Here is a 14,604-nt window from a genome sequence, read left to right on the forward strand (position 1 = left end):
ATGCGGAACCCGCATTTCAAGCTCGCACCCCTGGCCCTGGCGGCACTGTTGGCCGGCGGCATCGGCGCAGCGCACGCCCAGGCTGCGGCCGCACCGGTAGCGCTGGCAATCGCCGCCCAGCCCTTGGGGGCGGCGCTGAACGAACTGGCCCGGCAGGCGCGCCTGGAGCTGAGCTTTCCGCCCGCGCTGGTGGCGGGCAAGCTCGCCCCGGCCGTCGCGGGCCAACTGACGCCGCGCCAGGCGCTGGACCGCCTGCTGGCCGGCAGCGGCCTGGTGGCGACGCTGGAGGGCAGCACGGTGCTGGTTCGGGCAGCGCCCGCGGCCGGTGCGGCGACGCTGTCAGAGGTGCGGGTAACGGCCAATGAAGAACGCGAGACCGCCACCGGCCCGGTGCGCGGCTACATCGCCAAGCGCAGCGCCACGGCCACCAAGACCGACACGCCGATCATCGAGACGCCGCAGTCGATCTCGGTGCTGACCCAGGACCGCATCAGCGCCATGGGCGCCACCAATGTGCGGGAGGCGCTGGCCTATACGCCCGGCGTGGTTGCGCCCACGGGCGCTGATTCGCGCTTTGACAGCTGGATCAATATCCGCGGCATGGACAGCTTTTCGCCGGGCTACTACCTGGACGGCATGCCGCTGCGCAACAACGGCTGGTATGGCGTGTGGCGCACCGAAAACTATGGCACCGAGCGCATCGAGATACTGCGCGGCCCGGCCTCTGTGCTGTATGGCCAGAATCCGCCCGGCGGCCTGGTCAACGTGGTCAGCAAGAAGCCCACGGAAGAGCCCCTGCATGAGATCCAGACGCAGCTCGGCAACCACAACACCCGCCAGGTGGCGGTGGATTTCTCGGGCCCCATCGATGAAGAGGGCCAGTTGCTGTACCGCTTTGTCGGCCTGGCGCGGGATGCGCAACTGCAGTTTGCCGGCATGCCGGACGACCGCCTGTATCTCGCGCCCTCGCTCACCTGGAAGCCCTCGGGTGCCACCACGCTCACGGCCCTGGGCTACTACACCAACATCAACGCGGGCATCACCCGCCGGGTCTGGCCGGCGCAGGGCACGCTGGTGCCCACGCCCAGCGGGCAGTACCTGCCGGTAGGCAACTTCATTGACGACGCCAACTTCAACCGGCAGCGCCAGAAGCAGTGGGGCATTGGCTACCAGCTGGAGCACCGCCCGAATGACGTATGGACGCTGCGCCAGAACGTGCGCTTTGGCCAGCTCGACGGCAATATCCGGCAGGTTTGGCATGCCCCGAGCTTTGTCACGGTCAACCCGGACAACGCCAACGATCCCGCCAACTTCCGGCAACTGGAGCGCGTGGTGTTTGCCTCGCGCGACAAGCTCAAGTCCTTCACCATGGACAACCAGGCGCAGGCCCGCGTCACGCTGGGCGACTGGCAGCACACCGTGCTGGTGGGGCTGGACTACCAGCGCACCACCGTCGATCAGCTGTCTTTCTACGGCGGCGATGGTGGCGTGGTGGATGCCTATGCGCCGTCTTACACGGGGCCTTTCACCTATCCCGATGAGCCCTTCATCAACACCTATACCGGCCTGAAGCAGACGGGGCTCTACTTCCAGGACCAGATCAAGTGGAACGAGCGCTGGGTGGCCACGCTGGGTGGCCGCTATGACATGGCCCGCAGCTCGCTGAACGACCGCTCCGCAGGCGAGATCACACGCATCAATGACAACAAGTTCAGCGGGCGCGCCGGCATCGTCTATCTGGCGCCGGGTGGCTGGGCTCCGTATGTGAGCTATTCGGAATCCTTCACGCCCACCGCGACCATTGACCCGGTATCGGGCAGCCCGTTCAAGGCCGAGACCGGCCGCCAGTACGAGACGGGCGTGCGCTATCAGCCCGCCGGGCGCAAGGACAGCTACAGTGCCGCCATCTTCGACCTGCGCCGCCGCAACTACATCAGCTATGACGGCAATGGTGTGGCCAAGCAAACAGGCGAGGTGACGGTGCGCGGCCTGGAGCTGGAGGCCCTGGTGTCCCCGGTGCGCAGGCTCAACATGTCGGTGGCCTACACCTGGACGCCCAAGGCCGATGTCACCGCCAGCGCCAATGCCAGCGAGGTGGGCAAGCAACTGAAAGCTGTCTCCAGGAACCAGCTGTCCCTCTGGACCGACTACCGTTTCAGCAATGGATTGAAACTGGGCATGGGCGTGCGCTATGTAGGCTCCAACCGGGGCGACGAAGAGGCGGCGCCGGCCAAGGTGCCGGCCTATACGCTGGTCGATGCCCTGCTGGGCTATGACATCAGCCGCTGGGAGCTGGCGCTGAACCTGCGCAACCTCACCAACAAGACCTATATGGCCAACTGCGATGCGACCCGTTGCTGGTTTGGCGACCAACGCAGGGTGACAGCGACGGCTACTTATCGTTGGTAAGGTCAGTTACGGTCCGTAAACGGACCGGTGCTTGAATCGCCCTGGTGCAGCCCCATTTGCAACGGCAGACGGAGATTCCATCCCATGCGACAAGACAAACTCACCACCAAGTTCCAGGAAGCGCTGGCCGACGCCCAGAGCCTGGCGCTGGCCAACGACAACGCCTACATCGAGCCGGCCCACCTGCTGGCGGCCATGCTGCGGCAGGACGAGGGCCCGCGCGCGCTGCTGCAGCGCGCCGGCGCCAACGTGGCCGGGCTGCAGGCGGCGGCCGAGGCAGCGATCCGCAAGCTGCCCGCAGTGCAGGGCCAGGACGTCAGCGTCGGCCGTGACCTGAACAGCCTGCTGCAGGCCACCGAGAAAGAGGCGCTCAAGCGCGGTGACCAGTTCATCGCGGGTGAGTTGTTCCTGCTGGCCGTGGCCGACGCCAAGGGCGACGCCGGCGAGATGGCGCGCGCCAACGGCCTGACCCGCAAGTCGCTCGAATCGGCCATAGACGCCGTGCGCGGCGGCCAGGGCGTGGACAACGCCGACGCCGAAGGCCAGCGCGAAGCCCTGAAAAAATACACGCTGGACCTGACCGAGCGCGCCCGCCTGGGCAAGCTGGACCCGGTGATTGGCCGCGACGACGAGATCCGCCGCGCCATCCAGGTGCTGCAGCGCCGCACCAAGAACAACCCGGTGCTGATCGGCGAGCCCGGCGTGGGCAAGACGGCCATCGTCGAAGGCCTGGCCCAGCGCATCGTTGCCGGCGAGGTGCCGGATTCGCTCAAGGGCAAGCGCGTGCTGTCGCTGGACATGGCCTCGCTGCTGGCTGGCGCCAAGTTTCGTGGCGAGTTCGAAGAGCGCCTGAAGGGCGTGCTGAAAGAGCTGGCCAAGGACGAGGGCCAGACCATCGTCTTTATCGACGAGCTGCACACCATGGTCGGCGCCGGCAAGGCCGAAGGCGCGATGGACGCGGGCAATATGTTGAAGCCCGCGCTGGCCCGTGGCGAGCTGCACTGCGTGGGCGCCACCACGCTCGACGAATACCGCAAGTACATCGAGAAGGACGCCGCACTTGAGCGCCGCTTCCAGAAGATCCTGGTGGGCGAGCCCAGCGTCGAGGCCACGGTCGCGATTCTGCGCGGCCTCAAGGAGAAGTACGAGGTGCACCACGGCGTCGACATCACCGATCCGGCCATCGTGGCCGCGGCTGAGCTGAGCGACCGCTACATCACCGACCGCTTCCTGCCCGACAAGGCCATCGACCTGATCGACGAGGCCGCGGCCAAGATCAAGATCGAGATGGACTCCAAGCCCGAGGTGATGGACCGCCTCGACCGCCGCCTGATCCAGTTGCAGATCGAACTCGAGGCCGTGCGCCGCGAAAAGGACGAAGCCTCGCAGAAGCGCTTTGGCCTGATCGAGGAAGAGATCGCCAAGCTGCAAAAGGAAATTGCCGACTACGACGAGATCTGGCAGGCCGAGAAGGCCCAGGCCCAGGGCAGCGCGCAGGTGCGCGAGGAGATCGACAAGCTCAAGTTCCAGATCGATGAACACACCCGCAAGGGCGACTTCAACAAGGTCGCCGAGCTGCAGTACGGCCAACTGCCGGCGCTGGAAAAGCGCCTGAAGGAAGCACAGGCGGCAGAGACCAGCAAGGGAAAATCCAGCGCCCCCACGCTGCTGCGCACCCAGGTCGGCGCGGAAGAAATCGCCGAAGTCGTGGCGCGCGCCACCGGCATCCCCGTGGCCAAGCTGATGCAGGGCGAGCGCGACAAGCTGCTGGTGATGGAAGACAAGCTGCATGAGCGCGTGGTCGGCCAGGACGAGGCGATTGCCGCCGTGGCCAATGCCATCCGCCGCTCGCGCTCGGGCCTGAGTGACCCGAATCGGCCCACAGGTTCGTTCCTGTTCCTTGGCCCCACGGGCGTGGGCAAGACCGAGTTGTGCAAGGCGCTGGCGGGCTTTTTGTTCGACAGCGAAGACCACCTGATCCGCATCGACATGAGCGAGTTCATGGAGAAGCATTCGGTGGCCCGCCTGATCGGCGCGCCGCCCGGCTACGTGGGCTTTGAGGAGGGCGGCTACCTGACCGAGGCCGTGCGCCGCAAGCCCTACAGCGTGCTGCTGCTGGACGAGGTCGAGAAGGCCCACCCGGACGTCTTCAACGTGCTGCTGCAGGTGCTGGACGACGGCCGCCTGACCGACGGCCAGGGCCGCACCGTGAACTTCAAGAACACGGTGATCGTGATGACCAGCAACATCGGCTCGCATCACATCCAGGCCATGGTCGGGCAGTCGTATGAGGACATCAAGGACGTGGTCTGGGACGAGCTGAAGAACCACTTCCGGCCCGAGTTCTTGAACCGCATCGACGAGACCGTGGTGTTCCACGCGCTGGATGCCAAGAACATCGAATCCATCGCCGCGATCCAGCTCAAGACGCTGCAGCAGCGCCTGGCCAAGCTCGACCTCACGCTGCAGGTATCGCCCGCGGCGCTGGCCGAAATCGCCAAGGTCGGCTTTGATCCCGTGTTCGGCGCGCGGCCTTTGAAGCGCGCCATCCAGCAAAGGATCGAAAATCCCCTGTCGAAGCTGCTGCTGGAAGGCCGCTTCGCTCCCAAGGATGTGATCCCGGTGGATGTCGACCCGGTGCGCGAGCCCGGCGTGTTCCATTTCGGCATGGCTGAACCCGCACATTGAGCGCGGCGGCCTGGCCCCAACAGGAAAGAATTCGAGTGACTGGTTTGGACAACTTCATTGCGGGCATCGTCCGCGTCGTGCTGCGCCTGGCCCTGGTGGCCGCCGCCGTGGTGCTGGCGGTGTGCGTGCTGTTTGTAGTGGCCGTGCTGCTGTGCCTGTGGGGGCTGCGCCGCACCTGGGCGCGTCTCACCGGCCGGCCGGTGGCGCCCTGGCACATGGGCCTGAACCCGGGCGCGCGCTTTCAGCAGGCCAGGCAGGCCTATAGCGCGGCCGGCAAGTGGTCGCCCAGGCGCGCGGCCGAGCCCGCGCGCAAGGCGGCGGATGTGACCGACGTGGAGCCGCGCGAGCTGCCTTCTCAGCGGTGAGGGCCGGGCTTGTGCTCAGTTTGGTAGGTCTTGTGTCTTGCTGACGGTGGGAGCCGGGACTCGCCCCAACTCGCTTCGCTCAGACAAGGGCGATCCCTTGTCCGCCCGTCGCTGCGCTGCTCGGCCCTGCCAACGGCGGTGGGCAGCAAACAGCCGGCCCCCACCCCAACCCTCCCCCAGCGGGGGAGGGAGTAGTGCCGGGGCCGAGCGCAGCGACGGCCCGGCTGGCAGTCCCGGGGTCCCCTCTGTGGCGTCGAGGAGCGGAAGAGTCGGCAGGTTGCCCGCAGCGAAGCGAAGGGACGGCGAGGACTGTTTGAGCGAAGCGAGTTCCGCAGCCGCCTGCTGACTCCGAGCACCGCAGAGCAGTCCGGCAAAGCCGGACCGACACAGCGGGGTCGCCTTCTCTTTGGTGACTTTCTCTTGGCGACACAAGAGAAAGTTACTCGCCCGCCGGGGCGAACTCCCGGCTCCCGCCGCCAGCAAGGCAAAGCAGTCTTGGAAATCTCAAAGGCCTCGCACTCAGAGCCCAAAGCCCTGACATGACGCACAAGGACGCTCCATCTCAGTGCATCAGAATTTCCTATCACCAACACACGAAATTTCCCGTTTGATCCGTCGGGGCGCGCAGGACAACACTGCGTGCCATGCCCCTTCAACTGCAATTCCTCTGGCAAGCCGCCACCGGTGCCCCACGCACCATCGCCGTCGCCCCCACACGCTTCGTCATCGCCGGCTGGACCGGCCGTGACGCCGCCGCCATCAACCACCATATCTCCGAGCTGGAGGCGCTCGGCGTGCCCCGGCCCTCGGCCGTGCCGCTGTACTACCGCGCCGGCGCCGCGCTGCTGACCCAGGCCGCGCAGGTCGAGGCGCTGGGCCCCGACAGCTCGGGCGAGGCCGAGCCGGTGCTGTTCTTTGCCGAGGGCGAATGGTGGCTGACGGTGGGATCGGACCACACCGACCGCCGGGTGGAGACCTATTCGGTCGCCGTCTCCAAGCAGATGTGCGCCAAGCCGGTGGCGACCGAGGCCTGGCGTTGGGCCGATGTCGCCGCCTACCAGGACGAGTTGCAGCTCAGCTCGCACATCCTGGAAGACGGCCAGTGGGTGGACTACCAGCGCGGCACGCTGGCCGCGATGCGGCCGCTGGAGTCGCTGCGCGATGGCATCTTTGGTGCCGGCGGCGCGCAAGCGGCCGAGGGCACTTTTCTGTCTTGCGGCACGCTGGGCGCGCTGCCCGATGCGCAAGGCCGTGGCATTCGCCCGGCGCTGGAAATGGAGTTGACGCTGCGCGATCCGCGCAGTGGCCGGTGTATCGTGCACCGCTATGCGGTCACGGCCTTGCCCGTGGTCGCTTGATACGGTCTCGCGTTCACAGATAGAACCGTTCGCCTTGAGCTTGTCGAAAGCCTGTCCTGAGCTTTGTCGAATGGCTCCCAGGCTTCGACAGGCTCAGCCCGAACGGTTTTTTGTTGAGTGACGCAACTTGAAATGAAGCCCCAACACGCCCTCACCGGAACCCCGACATGACCCCGACGATTGCCTCCCTGCGCGCGCGCATTGCACGCGGCGAACTCACGCACGAAGCCCTGGTGCAGCAAGCCCTGGAAGGCGCTGCCGCGCCGGCCGCGCAGCACGTTTTCACGGCCCTCTATGCCGACGCCGCCCTGGCCGCGGCGCGCCATGCCGATGCGGCCCAGGCCGCGGGCGTGGCCTTGCCGCCACTGGCCGGCCTGCCGGTGTCGGTGAAGGATTTGTATGACGTGGCCGGCGCCACCACGCTGGCGGGTTCCATCGCTTGCCGTGGCGAGCCCGCTGCGACGGCTGATGCGGCGGCAGTGGCGCGCCTGCGCACGCAGGGCGCGGCGCTTGTCGGTCGTACCAACATGACCGAGTTCGCGTTCTCGGGCGTGGGCATCAACCCGCACTACGGCACGCCGCGCAACCCGGCGGATGCGCAGCTGGCGCGCGTGCCGGGCGGCTCGTCTTCTGGCGCGGCGGTGTCGGTGGCCTTGGGGCTGGCGGTGGCCGGCCTGGGCTCGGACACGGGCGGCTCGATCCGCGTGCCGGCGGCGCTGTGCGGGCTGGTCGGCTTCAAGAGTACGCAGTCACGCGTGCCGCGTACCGGGGCGTTTGAGCTGTCGCGCACGCTGGACACGGTCTGCGCCATGGCGCGCAGCGTGGAAGACTGCCTGCTGGCCGACGCCGCCATTGCCGACACACCGCTGGCCGTGCGCCGCCGCCCGCTGGATGGTTTGCGCCTGGCCGTGCCGCAAACACTGATGTTCGACGCCATCGATCCGGCCGTGGCCCAGGCCTTTGAGCAGGCGCTGCAGCGCCTGTCGGCGGCGGGCGCGCGCGTGGTCGAGCTGCCGCTGGCCGAGCTGGCGGAGATCTCGCGCATCAACGCGCCGGGCGGCTTCTCTGCGGTCGAGGCGCATGCCGTGCACCGCACGCGCCTGGCAGAGAAGCGCGCCCAGTTCGACCCGCGCGTGGCGCTGCGCATAGACACCGGCGCCAGCGCCAGTGCGGCCGACTACATCGCCATGCAGGACGCGCGGCAGGACTGGATCGCGCGTGTGGAGCAGCGCCTGGAAGGCTTCGACGCGCTGGTCTGCCCCACGGTGCCCATCGTGGCGCCAGAGATCGCTGCGCTGGTGGCATCGGACGAGGCCTTCTTCCGCACCAACGGCTTGCTGCTGCGCAATACCTTTGCCATCAACTTCCTGGACGGCTGCGCCTTCAGCCTGCCGTGCCAGCGCGCGGGCGAGCTGCCGGTGGGGCTGATGCTGTCCTCGGTGCGCGGCGATGACGCGCGCCTGGCGGCGGTGGCACTGGCGGTGGAGGCCGTGCTGGCGTGAAATAAGCGCTATTGATTAGATAGCTACATGTCGGTGTGTGGCCTGTGTTTCAGCATTGTTCATGTCTCAAACGTAGGCTGTACCAAGGATGTCCTGCAAACACGGTTTGCAATGCTGATCCACAAAGCATCAAGACAGACTTCCGCTATGGTCGTCGAAGATGCTCTTGATGCAGTGATAGCGAGCACTGTGTCTGTGAAGAGTCGAAATATGAGGCAACTCATTCGCGGACGTTGAGTGCGGGAACCTTTGAAAATGCTTCGGCGATGAAATCCATGAACACGATGGCCCGCTTCGGAAGAAGTCTGTTTGCCACATAAACGATCTGTATGGGCACAGGCGGGTTGGCATGTTCCGTCAACAGCAATTGCAAATTGCCGTTCTTCAGCCCTTCCTCGAACAGCCATTCCGGCCCGTATCCGACGCCCAGCCCCGCGTTGACAGATTCGCGCGCGGCCTCGGGGGAGCTGACCCGAAGCCTGCCGGTGACCGGAACTTCGGTATCCCGGAAACGCCAGGTAGCACCGGACGACAGCAGGGTGTAGATCACGCAATCGTGCCCGCGCAGGTCATCGGGCGTGCTGGGCACTCCGCGTTGAGCCAGATATTTCTTGCTGGCAACGCACACGCGATCGAACAAGCCAATGCGGCGCGCGCGCAGTGCGCTGTCTGCCAGGTGTCCGATCCGGATCGCGAGTTCAGCCCCTTCATCGACCAGATTGACATATCGGTCATTGGTCTGGAGATCCAGCGTCAATCCCGGGTAGCGCTCCAGGAAGGTGGGCACATGCGGCAACACGAATGCATAGCTCAGCGCGGTCGGACAGGCAACGCGCAGCAATCCGGACGGATCCACGTTCTCCTTGAACGACGACTCTGACTCGTGCACGGCGTCAAGGATGCGCCGGACTTCCGCGTAGTAGCGCTCTCCCTCCGGCGTGAGGGCGAGCTTGCGCGTTGATCGATGCAGCAGCCGGGTGTGCAAATGGTCTTCCAGTGCCGCCACGTACCGGCTGACGTTCGGTTGTCCCAAGCCCAGGTCGCGACCCGCGGCGGAAAAGCTGCCCGTCTCCACGGCGCGAGCGAAGCAATTCATCAACAGAAATCGGTCCAAAGCGACACTCCAATTCATGCATAAACGGAATGAATTCTATGCAAAAACAGGAACTTATTTAATTGTGAGCATGGGTTCATAGTTCATCCCACGGCAGGTCAGCCATGGTGGTTGGCCACGAACACCCAAGGAGAATTTCATGTCCCGCTTGCAAGGCAAACGTACTCTCATCACCGGCGGCACCAGCGGCATCGGCCTCGAAACGGCCAAGCAATTCCTCGCCGAAGGCGCGCGCGTGATCGTCACCGGCGTCAATCCCGATTCCCTCGCCAAGGCGCAGGCGGAATTGGGCAGCGAAGTGCTGGTGCTGCGCGCCGATTCAGCCAGCGTGGCCGCGCAGAAGGATTTGGCGCAAGCCGTCCAGGCGCGCTACGGCCAGCTCGACATCGCTTTCCTCAACGCGGGGGTGTCCGTCTGGATCCCGATCGAAGCGTGGACGGAAGAAGCGTTCGATCGCTCGTTCGGCATCAACGTCAAGGGGCCGTACTTTCTGATCCAGGCTTTGCTGCCGGTCTTCGCGAACCCCGCATCGGTGGTGCTCAACACCTCGGTCAGCGCGCACGTCGGCTCGCAGAATTCGTCGGTGTATGCCGCAACCAAGGCTGCGTTTCTGAACATGTCGAAGACGCTGTCGGGCGAACTGCTCGGGCGCGGCATTCGTGTCAACGCCGTCAGCCCTGGCCCGGTCGAAACCCCGCTGTACGACAAGCTCGGCATTCCCGACGCCTATCGTGAGCAGCTCAACAAGGACATCGCCGCCACCATTCCGTTGGGCCGCTTCGGCACGCCGGAGGAAGTCGCCAAGGCGGTCCTCTATCTGGCGTCCGACGAGTCCCGCTGGACGGTCGGCTCCGAAATCATCGTCGACGGCGGGCGCACGCTCAACGGCTGATTGCAATCCACACTCAAAAGGAACTTTCTCATGCGCACGCTTTCGACATCCTTCCTCGACGAGTAGACGGAATTCTTCGCAGGCTTCGAGCCCGTTGCCGGTGAGCATGTGATCACCGAGCGCACCGGCGGCAGCAGTGCCTTTGCCGCCACCACGCTGGACAGCTACTTGCGCAACAACAGGATCGAAGCTATCTACCTGATGGGCTTTGCCTTGCGCCAATGCGTGGAATCGACGCTGCGCAATGCGCACGACCTTGGCTACCACACCAACGTCATCTACGACGCGTCTGCGGCCTTCACGCAGGAGCGGCAGGCCTCGTTCCTGACGGACATCTTGCCCTTCTACGGCAATGCGGTTTCGACCCAAGAGTTTTTGAAGTCGTAAGACCAAACGAATCTGCCGCGCGACCGCCCCCATCCGTGGGGGCCTTGTTTTTACTGGGCTTCTTCCAATGTCACAAACACAGTTGACACTTATCAGTCATCCTCTCTGCCCCTTCGTCCAGCGCGTCGCCATCGTGTTGCACGAAAAAGGGATCGCCTTCGAGCGGGTCAATGTTGATCTTCACGACAAGCCAGACTGGTTTCTCGCCATTTCTCCAATGGGCAAGGTTCCTTTGCTCAAGGTTTTGCACGCCGACGGACGCGAGTCCGTTTTGTTCGAAAGCGTCGCTATCTGCGAATACTTCGAGGATCTGCAACCCAGTCCGGCATTGCATCCGCAGGATGCGCTGCTTCGTGCACAACATCGTGCATGGATCGAATTCGCTTCTGCTGCGTTGTCGGATGCATGGGGCTTTCTGAACGCCACCGACCACGAGACAGCCCGTGCCAAAGCTGCTGCCTTCAGGAAGAAGTTGGAACGGTTTGAGGGCGAGATGTTGGACGGCCCTTACTTCGCTGGAAAAAGCTTCAGCATGGTGGATGCCGTCATGGCCCCGATCTTTCGCTACTTCGACATCCTCGACTTCGAGCCCACCCATCATGTGTTTGATGGGCTGAAGCGGGTGGCAAACTGGCGTCTCGCCTTGGCGCGGCGTCCGAGCATCCAGGCCGCCGTCACGCAAGACTATGCCAGCCGGCTTCGCGAGCACTTGAAGGAAAAGGAAGCGCTTCTGGCGACTGTATAGAGGGGTGCGCCGCTTGTTTCAAGGACGACGCACTTGTTTGCGTCGTGCTTTGCAAAGCGGTTGTACACGGAAGATCTCGTAGCCGTCGCTCGGCTTCGTTCAACTGAGGGACACCGCACGCAGAGGAAGTACTCCACTGGCGGCATCAGGCGTGCGATCGAAGGGCTCCGGGGGCATGCAACCTGCGCGATCCCGATTGCTCCGCTACAGGATGGCCTCGATAAGCAGTGGTCCGGGCTCGCGCATTGCGGCGGCAAACGCGTCCTCGAACTCTTGCCGCGACTCCGCCCTGACCGCCTTCACGCCGAGCCCGGCGGCGAGGAGCACCCAGTCGATCGAGGGATTTTCGAGACTGATCAACGACGCGGCGTTGCTGCCGCGGTGGGTCGCACCGACCCGATCCAGCTCGTTATTCAGGATGCTGTAGGCACGGTTGCCATAGATGACGGTCACCACGTTGAGCTTCTCCCGTGCCTGCGTCCACAGGGCCGGAAGGATATACATTGCGCTGCCGTCGCCCTGGAGTGTGATGACCTTTCGGTCCGGGCAGGCGACCGCGGCGCCGATCGAAACGGCCATCATGCTGCCGATCGCTCCGCCGGTCAGATTCAGGAAGTCGTGCGGCGCCGCCGTCGCCGTAAAGGACATCCTGCAAAACTCCCCCGCGCATCTGGATGCGCCCGTTTGTTCAGGCATGCTCGGCGCCCATAAAGCAAGCCGGCCTGGACCTGAACCTGAGCACGAAGAAGACCCGCAAGCAGGTGTTCCTGCAGGAGATGGACCAGGTGGTGCCGTGGGCTTCCTTGGTCGATCTCATCGCCCCGTACTACAGCGAAGGACGCACAGGCCGCCCGCCCTTTGCCTTGGAGACCATGCTGCGGCTGCACTTCATCCAACAATGGTTCAGCCTGTCGGACCAGGCGATGGAAGAAGCCCTCTTCGATATCCCCCTGTACCGAGAGTTCGCGGGCCTGGACGCCCATGGGCGCCTGCCCGATGAAAGCACCATCCTGCGCTTTCGCCACCGGCTGGAGCGCCACAAGCTGGCCGAACAGATCCTGATCACCGTCAACACCCTGCTGGAGAGCAAGGGCCTGTTGCTCAAGGAAGGCACGGCCGTCGACGCCACGCTGATCCCAGCCCCCAGCTCCACCAAGAACAAAGACAAAGCACGCGACCCCGAGATGCACTCGAGCAAGAAGGGAAATCAGTGGCACTTCGGTATGAAGGCCCACATCGGGGTACCGGGGGCTGAAGAAAAACACGCAGCAACTGCACACGCTGTTCGCCCTGTCCAACCTGTGGATGGCGCGCTACCGGCTGATGGGGTGAAGGATTGAGGGGGTCGGTGCGCCTGCGTGGTGCGGGGGAGGGTCAAAAAGGCCCTGGATGCACCGGAAAGCAGGCGGCAGACCCTTCTGAGAGGGGCATGCGCCCCTGGAATCCACGATTGAGATCACGCGTAGGGGATGCCACATTGCAAATCGTGTTTTGCAGGACATCCTTAGGTGAAAAATTGACTGATACCACGACCCATGCGGTCCGCTCCTGGCTGGGCATTCCTTATGCCACTGCGGGGCGTTTCCGCCGACCCGCCCTTCTGCCATTTAACCCGGACCTTCCCTGCGACAAGAAAGGACCCGCCCCGTTGCAAGCCGGTGACACCAGCTGGCTGGAGGCGGACGGCGGATTCAGCGAGGACTGTCTGAACCTCAATGTCTGGGCACCTGAAGACGCGGGGGACGAACCGCTCCCCGTGATCGTCTACATCTTCGGCGGCGGGTTCGAAGTTGGCGCGAACACCCAGACCACCTCGAATGCTTCGGGTCTCGCCGCGACGGGCCGTGCCATCGGGGTATCCCTGAACTACCGGCTCGGTCCGTTCGGGTGGCTCTCGCTCTCCCAGTACGGGGGCGCGTTCGCGGACGCCACCAACCTCGGCCTGCAAGACATCATCACCGCGCTCAGATGGGTGCAGGAGAACATCGCCCGCTTCGGTGGCGATCCTCGGAACGTCACCGTCACCGGACACAGTGCCGGCGCGTATTCCACGATCGGGCTCCTTGCCGCGCCGGCCGCCGATGGGCTCTACCGTCGTCTCGCGGCGTTTTCCGGCGGTGCATCCCGGATCGTTCCGGCCTGGTGGGCCGAAGAACTCGCGGTCACGTTCCTGACTGAACTCGGCATCGCGGACGATCCACAACAACTGCTCTCGCTGGATGCGAAGCTTCTTGCCGAGACACTCATCAAGGTCAGCCCGCGCGACATCGGCGATCGGCACGGCATCGACAACACCACGATCGGCATCGTGAACGACCACTCGCAGACCGGGGCCGTGCTCGCCGGCACCCCGCTGCGTGTACTCGAATCCGGACGTCACCGCGACGTCGACATCCTCCTCAGCACAGCGACGAATGAGGCAGACTGGTGGGTCATCAACGCGACCAAAAAGTTCGACCCGGGTAGCATCGGCAACCTCGTCGACGAGCTTGTAGCGAAGTCACGCATTCCCCGAAGCCGTGCCCGGCGCATCGTTGCCGCATACGACGTCAACGGACGCACGCCGGTCGAGGTCCGTGGGGCCCTCTTCACCGACTACTTCTTCACCCTACCCGCCGCCCGCGCAGCACTCGCTCACGCCGCCGCAGGCGGCAAGGCCTACTTGCTCGCCGTTGGTCCTGTCGAGGGTGCGCCAGCCGTGCACGGCACGGAGATGTACGGCATCGTCGGCCAGCAACGCCCCGGACACACCGACGAGCAAGCCACCCGGGACACATTCGTCCGCGACGCCCTCCTTGACTTCGCCGCAGGAAGACGTGACCGGCTTTGGGGCATGGTGACCGCGGAACCCACCTCCCACGGCATTGGCAACCCACCATACGATCCCACCACGCATGCGGACGAGGTTTTGCGCACCTTCGCTGGCATCGAGCGGACCTGACCTAGCGTATAGGGACATGAGCGGATGTGAGGGGGTAGCGATGTGAGAAATATCGGTCCGGCACCAGTGTCGCGTCAAGCATGATCTGCCGGTGTGCGCTTGCCCTCGCCGCGCATGCTGCGTTGCAGCCCTTGCCCAGGCGTAAAGCCTGGGCTGCGGCCTGCGCCTTGCGCTGCACGCCGATGCCTTCGCACCCATCCTTC

The 14,604-nt window shown here is 64.7% G+C and carries 10 protein-coding genes and 2 pseudogenes; 10 read left to right on the plus strand and 2 right to left on the minus strand.

Annotated elements, in window-relative coordinates:
* From AAFF27_08045 to AAFF27_08065, 5 genes are all read left to right on the plus strand, one after another.
* Positions 1–2,409 carry a TonB-dependent siderophore receptor gene (locus AAFF27_08045; protein XAH25131.1) on the plus strand — a complete coding sequence of 803 codons (2,409 nt, stop codon included), beginning with the start codon at positions 1–3 and terminating at the stop codon, positions 2,407–2,409.
* A gap of 84 nt (positions 2,410–2,493) precedes the next feature.
* A complete protein-coding gene (gene clpB, locus AAFF27_08050; GenBank protein ID XAH25132.1) occupies positions 2,494–5,097 on the plus strand; it encodes an ATP-dependent chaperone ClpB in 2,604 nt (867 codons plus the stop codon).
* A 35-nt stretch (positions 5,098–5,132) separates the two neighbouring features.
* Entirely contained in the window at positions 5,133–5,462 is a 330-nt protein-coding gene (locus AAFF27_08055) for a hypothetical protein (protein XAH25133.1), read from the plus strand.
* 644 nt (positions 5,463–6,106) lie between these two features.
* Complete coding sequence (locus AAFF27_08060) at positions 6,107–6,820, plus strand: DUF2848 family protein (protein ID XAH25134.1); 714 nt, start codon at positions 6,107–6,109, stop codon at positions 6,818–6,820.
* A gap of 167 nt (positions 6,821–6,987) precedes the next feature.
* Complete coding sequence (locus AAFF27_08065; GenBank protein ID XAH25135.1) at positions 6,988–8,322, plus strand: amidase; 1,335 nt, start codon at positions 6,988–6,990, stop codon at positions 8,320–8,322.
* A 220-nt stretch (positions 8,323–8,542) separates the two neighbouring features.
* Here AAFF27_08065 and AAFF27_08070 read toward each other — a convergent pair whose 3' ends face one another.
* Positions 8,543–9,436, minus strand: coding sequence for a LysR family transcriptional regulator (locus AAFF27_08070; GenBank protein ID XAH25136.1), 894 nt, complete (start codon positions 9,434–9,436; stop codon positions 8,543–8,545).
* Between the two features lie 139 nt (positions 9,437–9,575).
* Between AAFF27_08070 and AAFF27_08075 the strand changes: the two genes are divergently transcribed.
* The 3 genes and pseudogenes from AAFF27_08075 to AAFF27_08085 all read left to right on the plus strand — a co-directional run bounded on the left by AAFF27_08075 (position 9,576) and on the right by AAFF27_08085 (position 11,460).
* Positions 9,576–10,328 (plus strand): SDR family oxidoreductase, encoded by a 753-nt coding sequence (locus AAFF27_08075; GenBank protein ID XAH25137.1) that lies wholly within the window; start codon positions 9,576–9,578, stop codon positions 10,326–10,328.
* Positions 10,329–10,409: 81 nt separating this feature from the next.
* Positions 10,410–10,715, plus strand: a pseudogene (locus AAFF27_08080) (isochorismatase family cysteine hydrolase).
* Between the two features lie 67 nt (positions 10,716–10,782).
* A complete protein-coding gene (locus AAFF27_08085; GenBank protein ID XAH25138.1) occupies positions 10,783–11,460 on the plus strand; it encodes a glutathione S-transferase family protein in 678 nt (225 codons plus the stop codon).
* A gap of 204 nt (positions 11,461–11,664) precedes the next feature.
* Here AAFF27_08085 and AAFF27_08090 read toward each other — a convergent pair whose 3' ends face one another.
* A complete protein-coding gene (locus AAFF27_08090) occupies positions 11,665–12,108 on the minus strand; it encodes a thiamine pyrophosphate-dependent enzyme (protein XAH25139.1) in 444 nt (147 codons plus the stop codon).
* Positions 12,109–12,167: 59 nt separating this feature from the next.
* Here AAFF27_08090 and AAFF27_08095 point away from each other — a divergent pair.
* Positions 12,168–12,704 (plus strand): annotated as a pseudogene (locus AAFF27_08095) (IS5 family transposase).
* A 272-nt stretch (positions 12,705–12,976) separates the two neighbouring features.
* Positions 12,977–14,401, plus strand: a complete 1,425-nt coding sequence (locus AAFF27_08100) for a carboxylesterase/lipase family protein (protein ID XAH25140.1) — start codon at positions 12,977–12,979, stop codon at positions 14,399–14,401.
* Positions 14,402–14,604: the final 203 nt, after the last annotated feature.

Origin of the sequence: Xylophilus sp. GW821-FHT01B05 (assembly GCA_038961845.1) — a bacterium.
In the GTDB taxonomy this organism is placed as follows: domain Bacteria; phylum Pseudomonadota; class Gammaproteobacteria; order Burkholderiales; family Burkholderiaceae_C; genus Xylophilus.

Bases quoted from the DNA above. Each gene is read 5' to 3' on its own strand.
- AAFF27_08045 (XAH25131.1), top strand. From the start codon at position 1: ATGCGGAACCCGCATTTCAAGCTCGCACCCCTGGCCCTGGCGGCACTG.
- clpB (XAH25132.1), top strand. From the start codon at position 2,494: ATGCGACAAGACAAACTCACCACCAAGTTCCAGGAAGCGCTGGCCGAC.
- AAFF27_08060 (XAH25134.1), top strand. From the start codon at position 6,107: ATGCCCCTTCAACTGCAATTCCTCTGGCAAGCCGCCACCGGTGCCCCA.
- AAFF27_08065 (XAH25135.1), top strand. From the start codon at position 6,988: ATGACCCCGACGATTGCCTCCCTGCGCGCGCGCATTGCACGCGGCGAA.
- AAFF27_08075 (XAH25137.1), top strand. From the start codon at position 9,576: ATGTCCCGCTTGCAAGGCAAACGTACTCTCATCACCGGCGGCACCAGC.
- AAFF27_08085 (XAH25138.1), top strand. From the start codon at position 10,783: ATGTCACAAACACAGTTGACACTTATCAGTCATCCTCTCTGCCCCTTC.
- AAFF27_08090 (XAH25139.1), bottom strand. From the start codon at position 12,108: ATGTCCTTTACGGCGACGGCGGCGCCGCACGACTTCCTGAATCTGACC.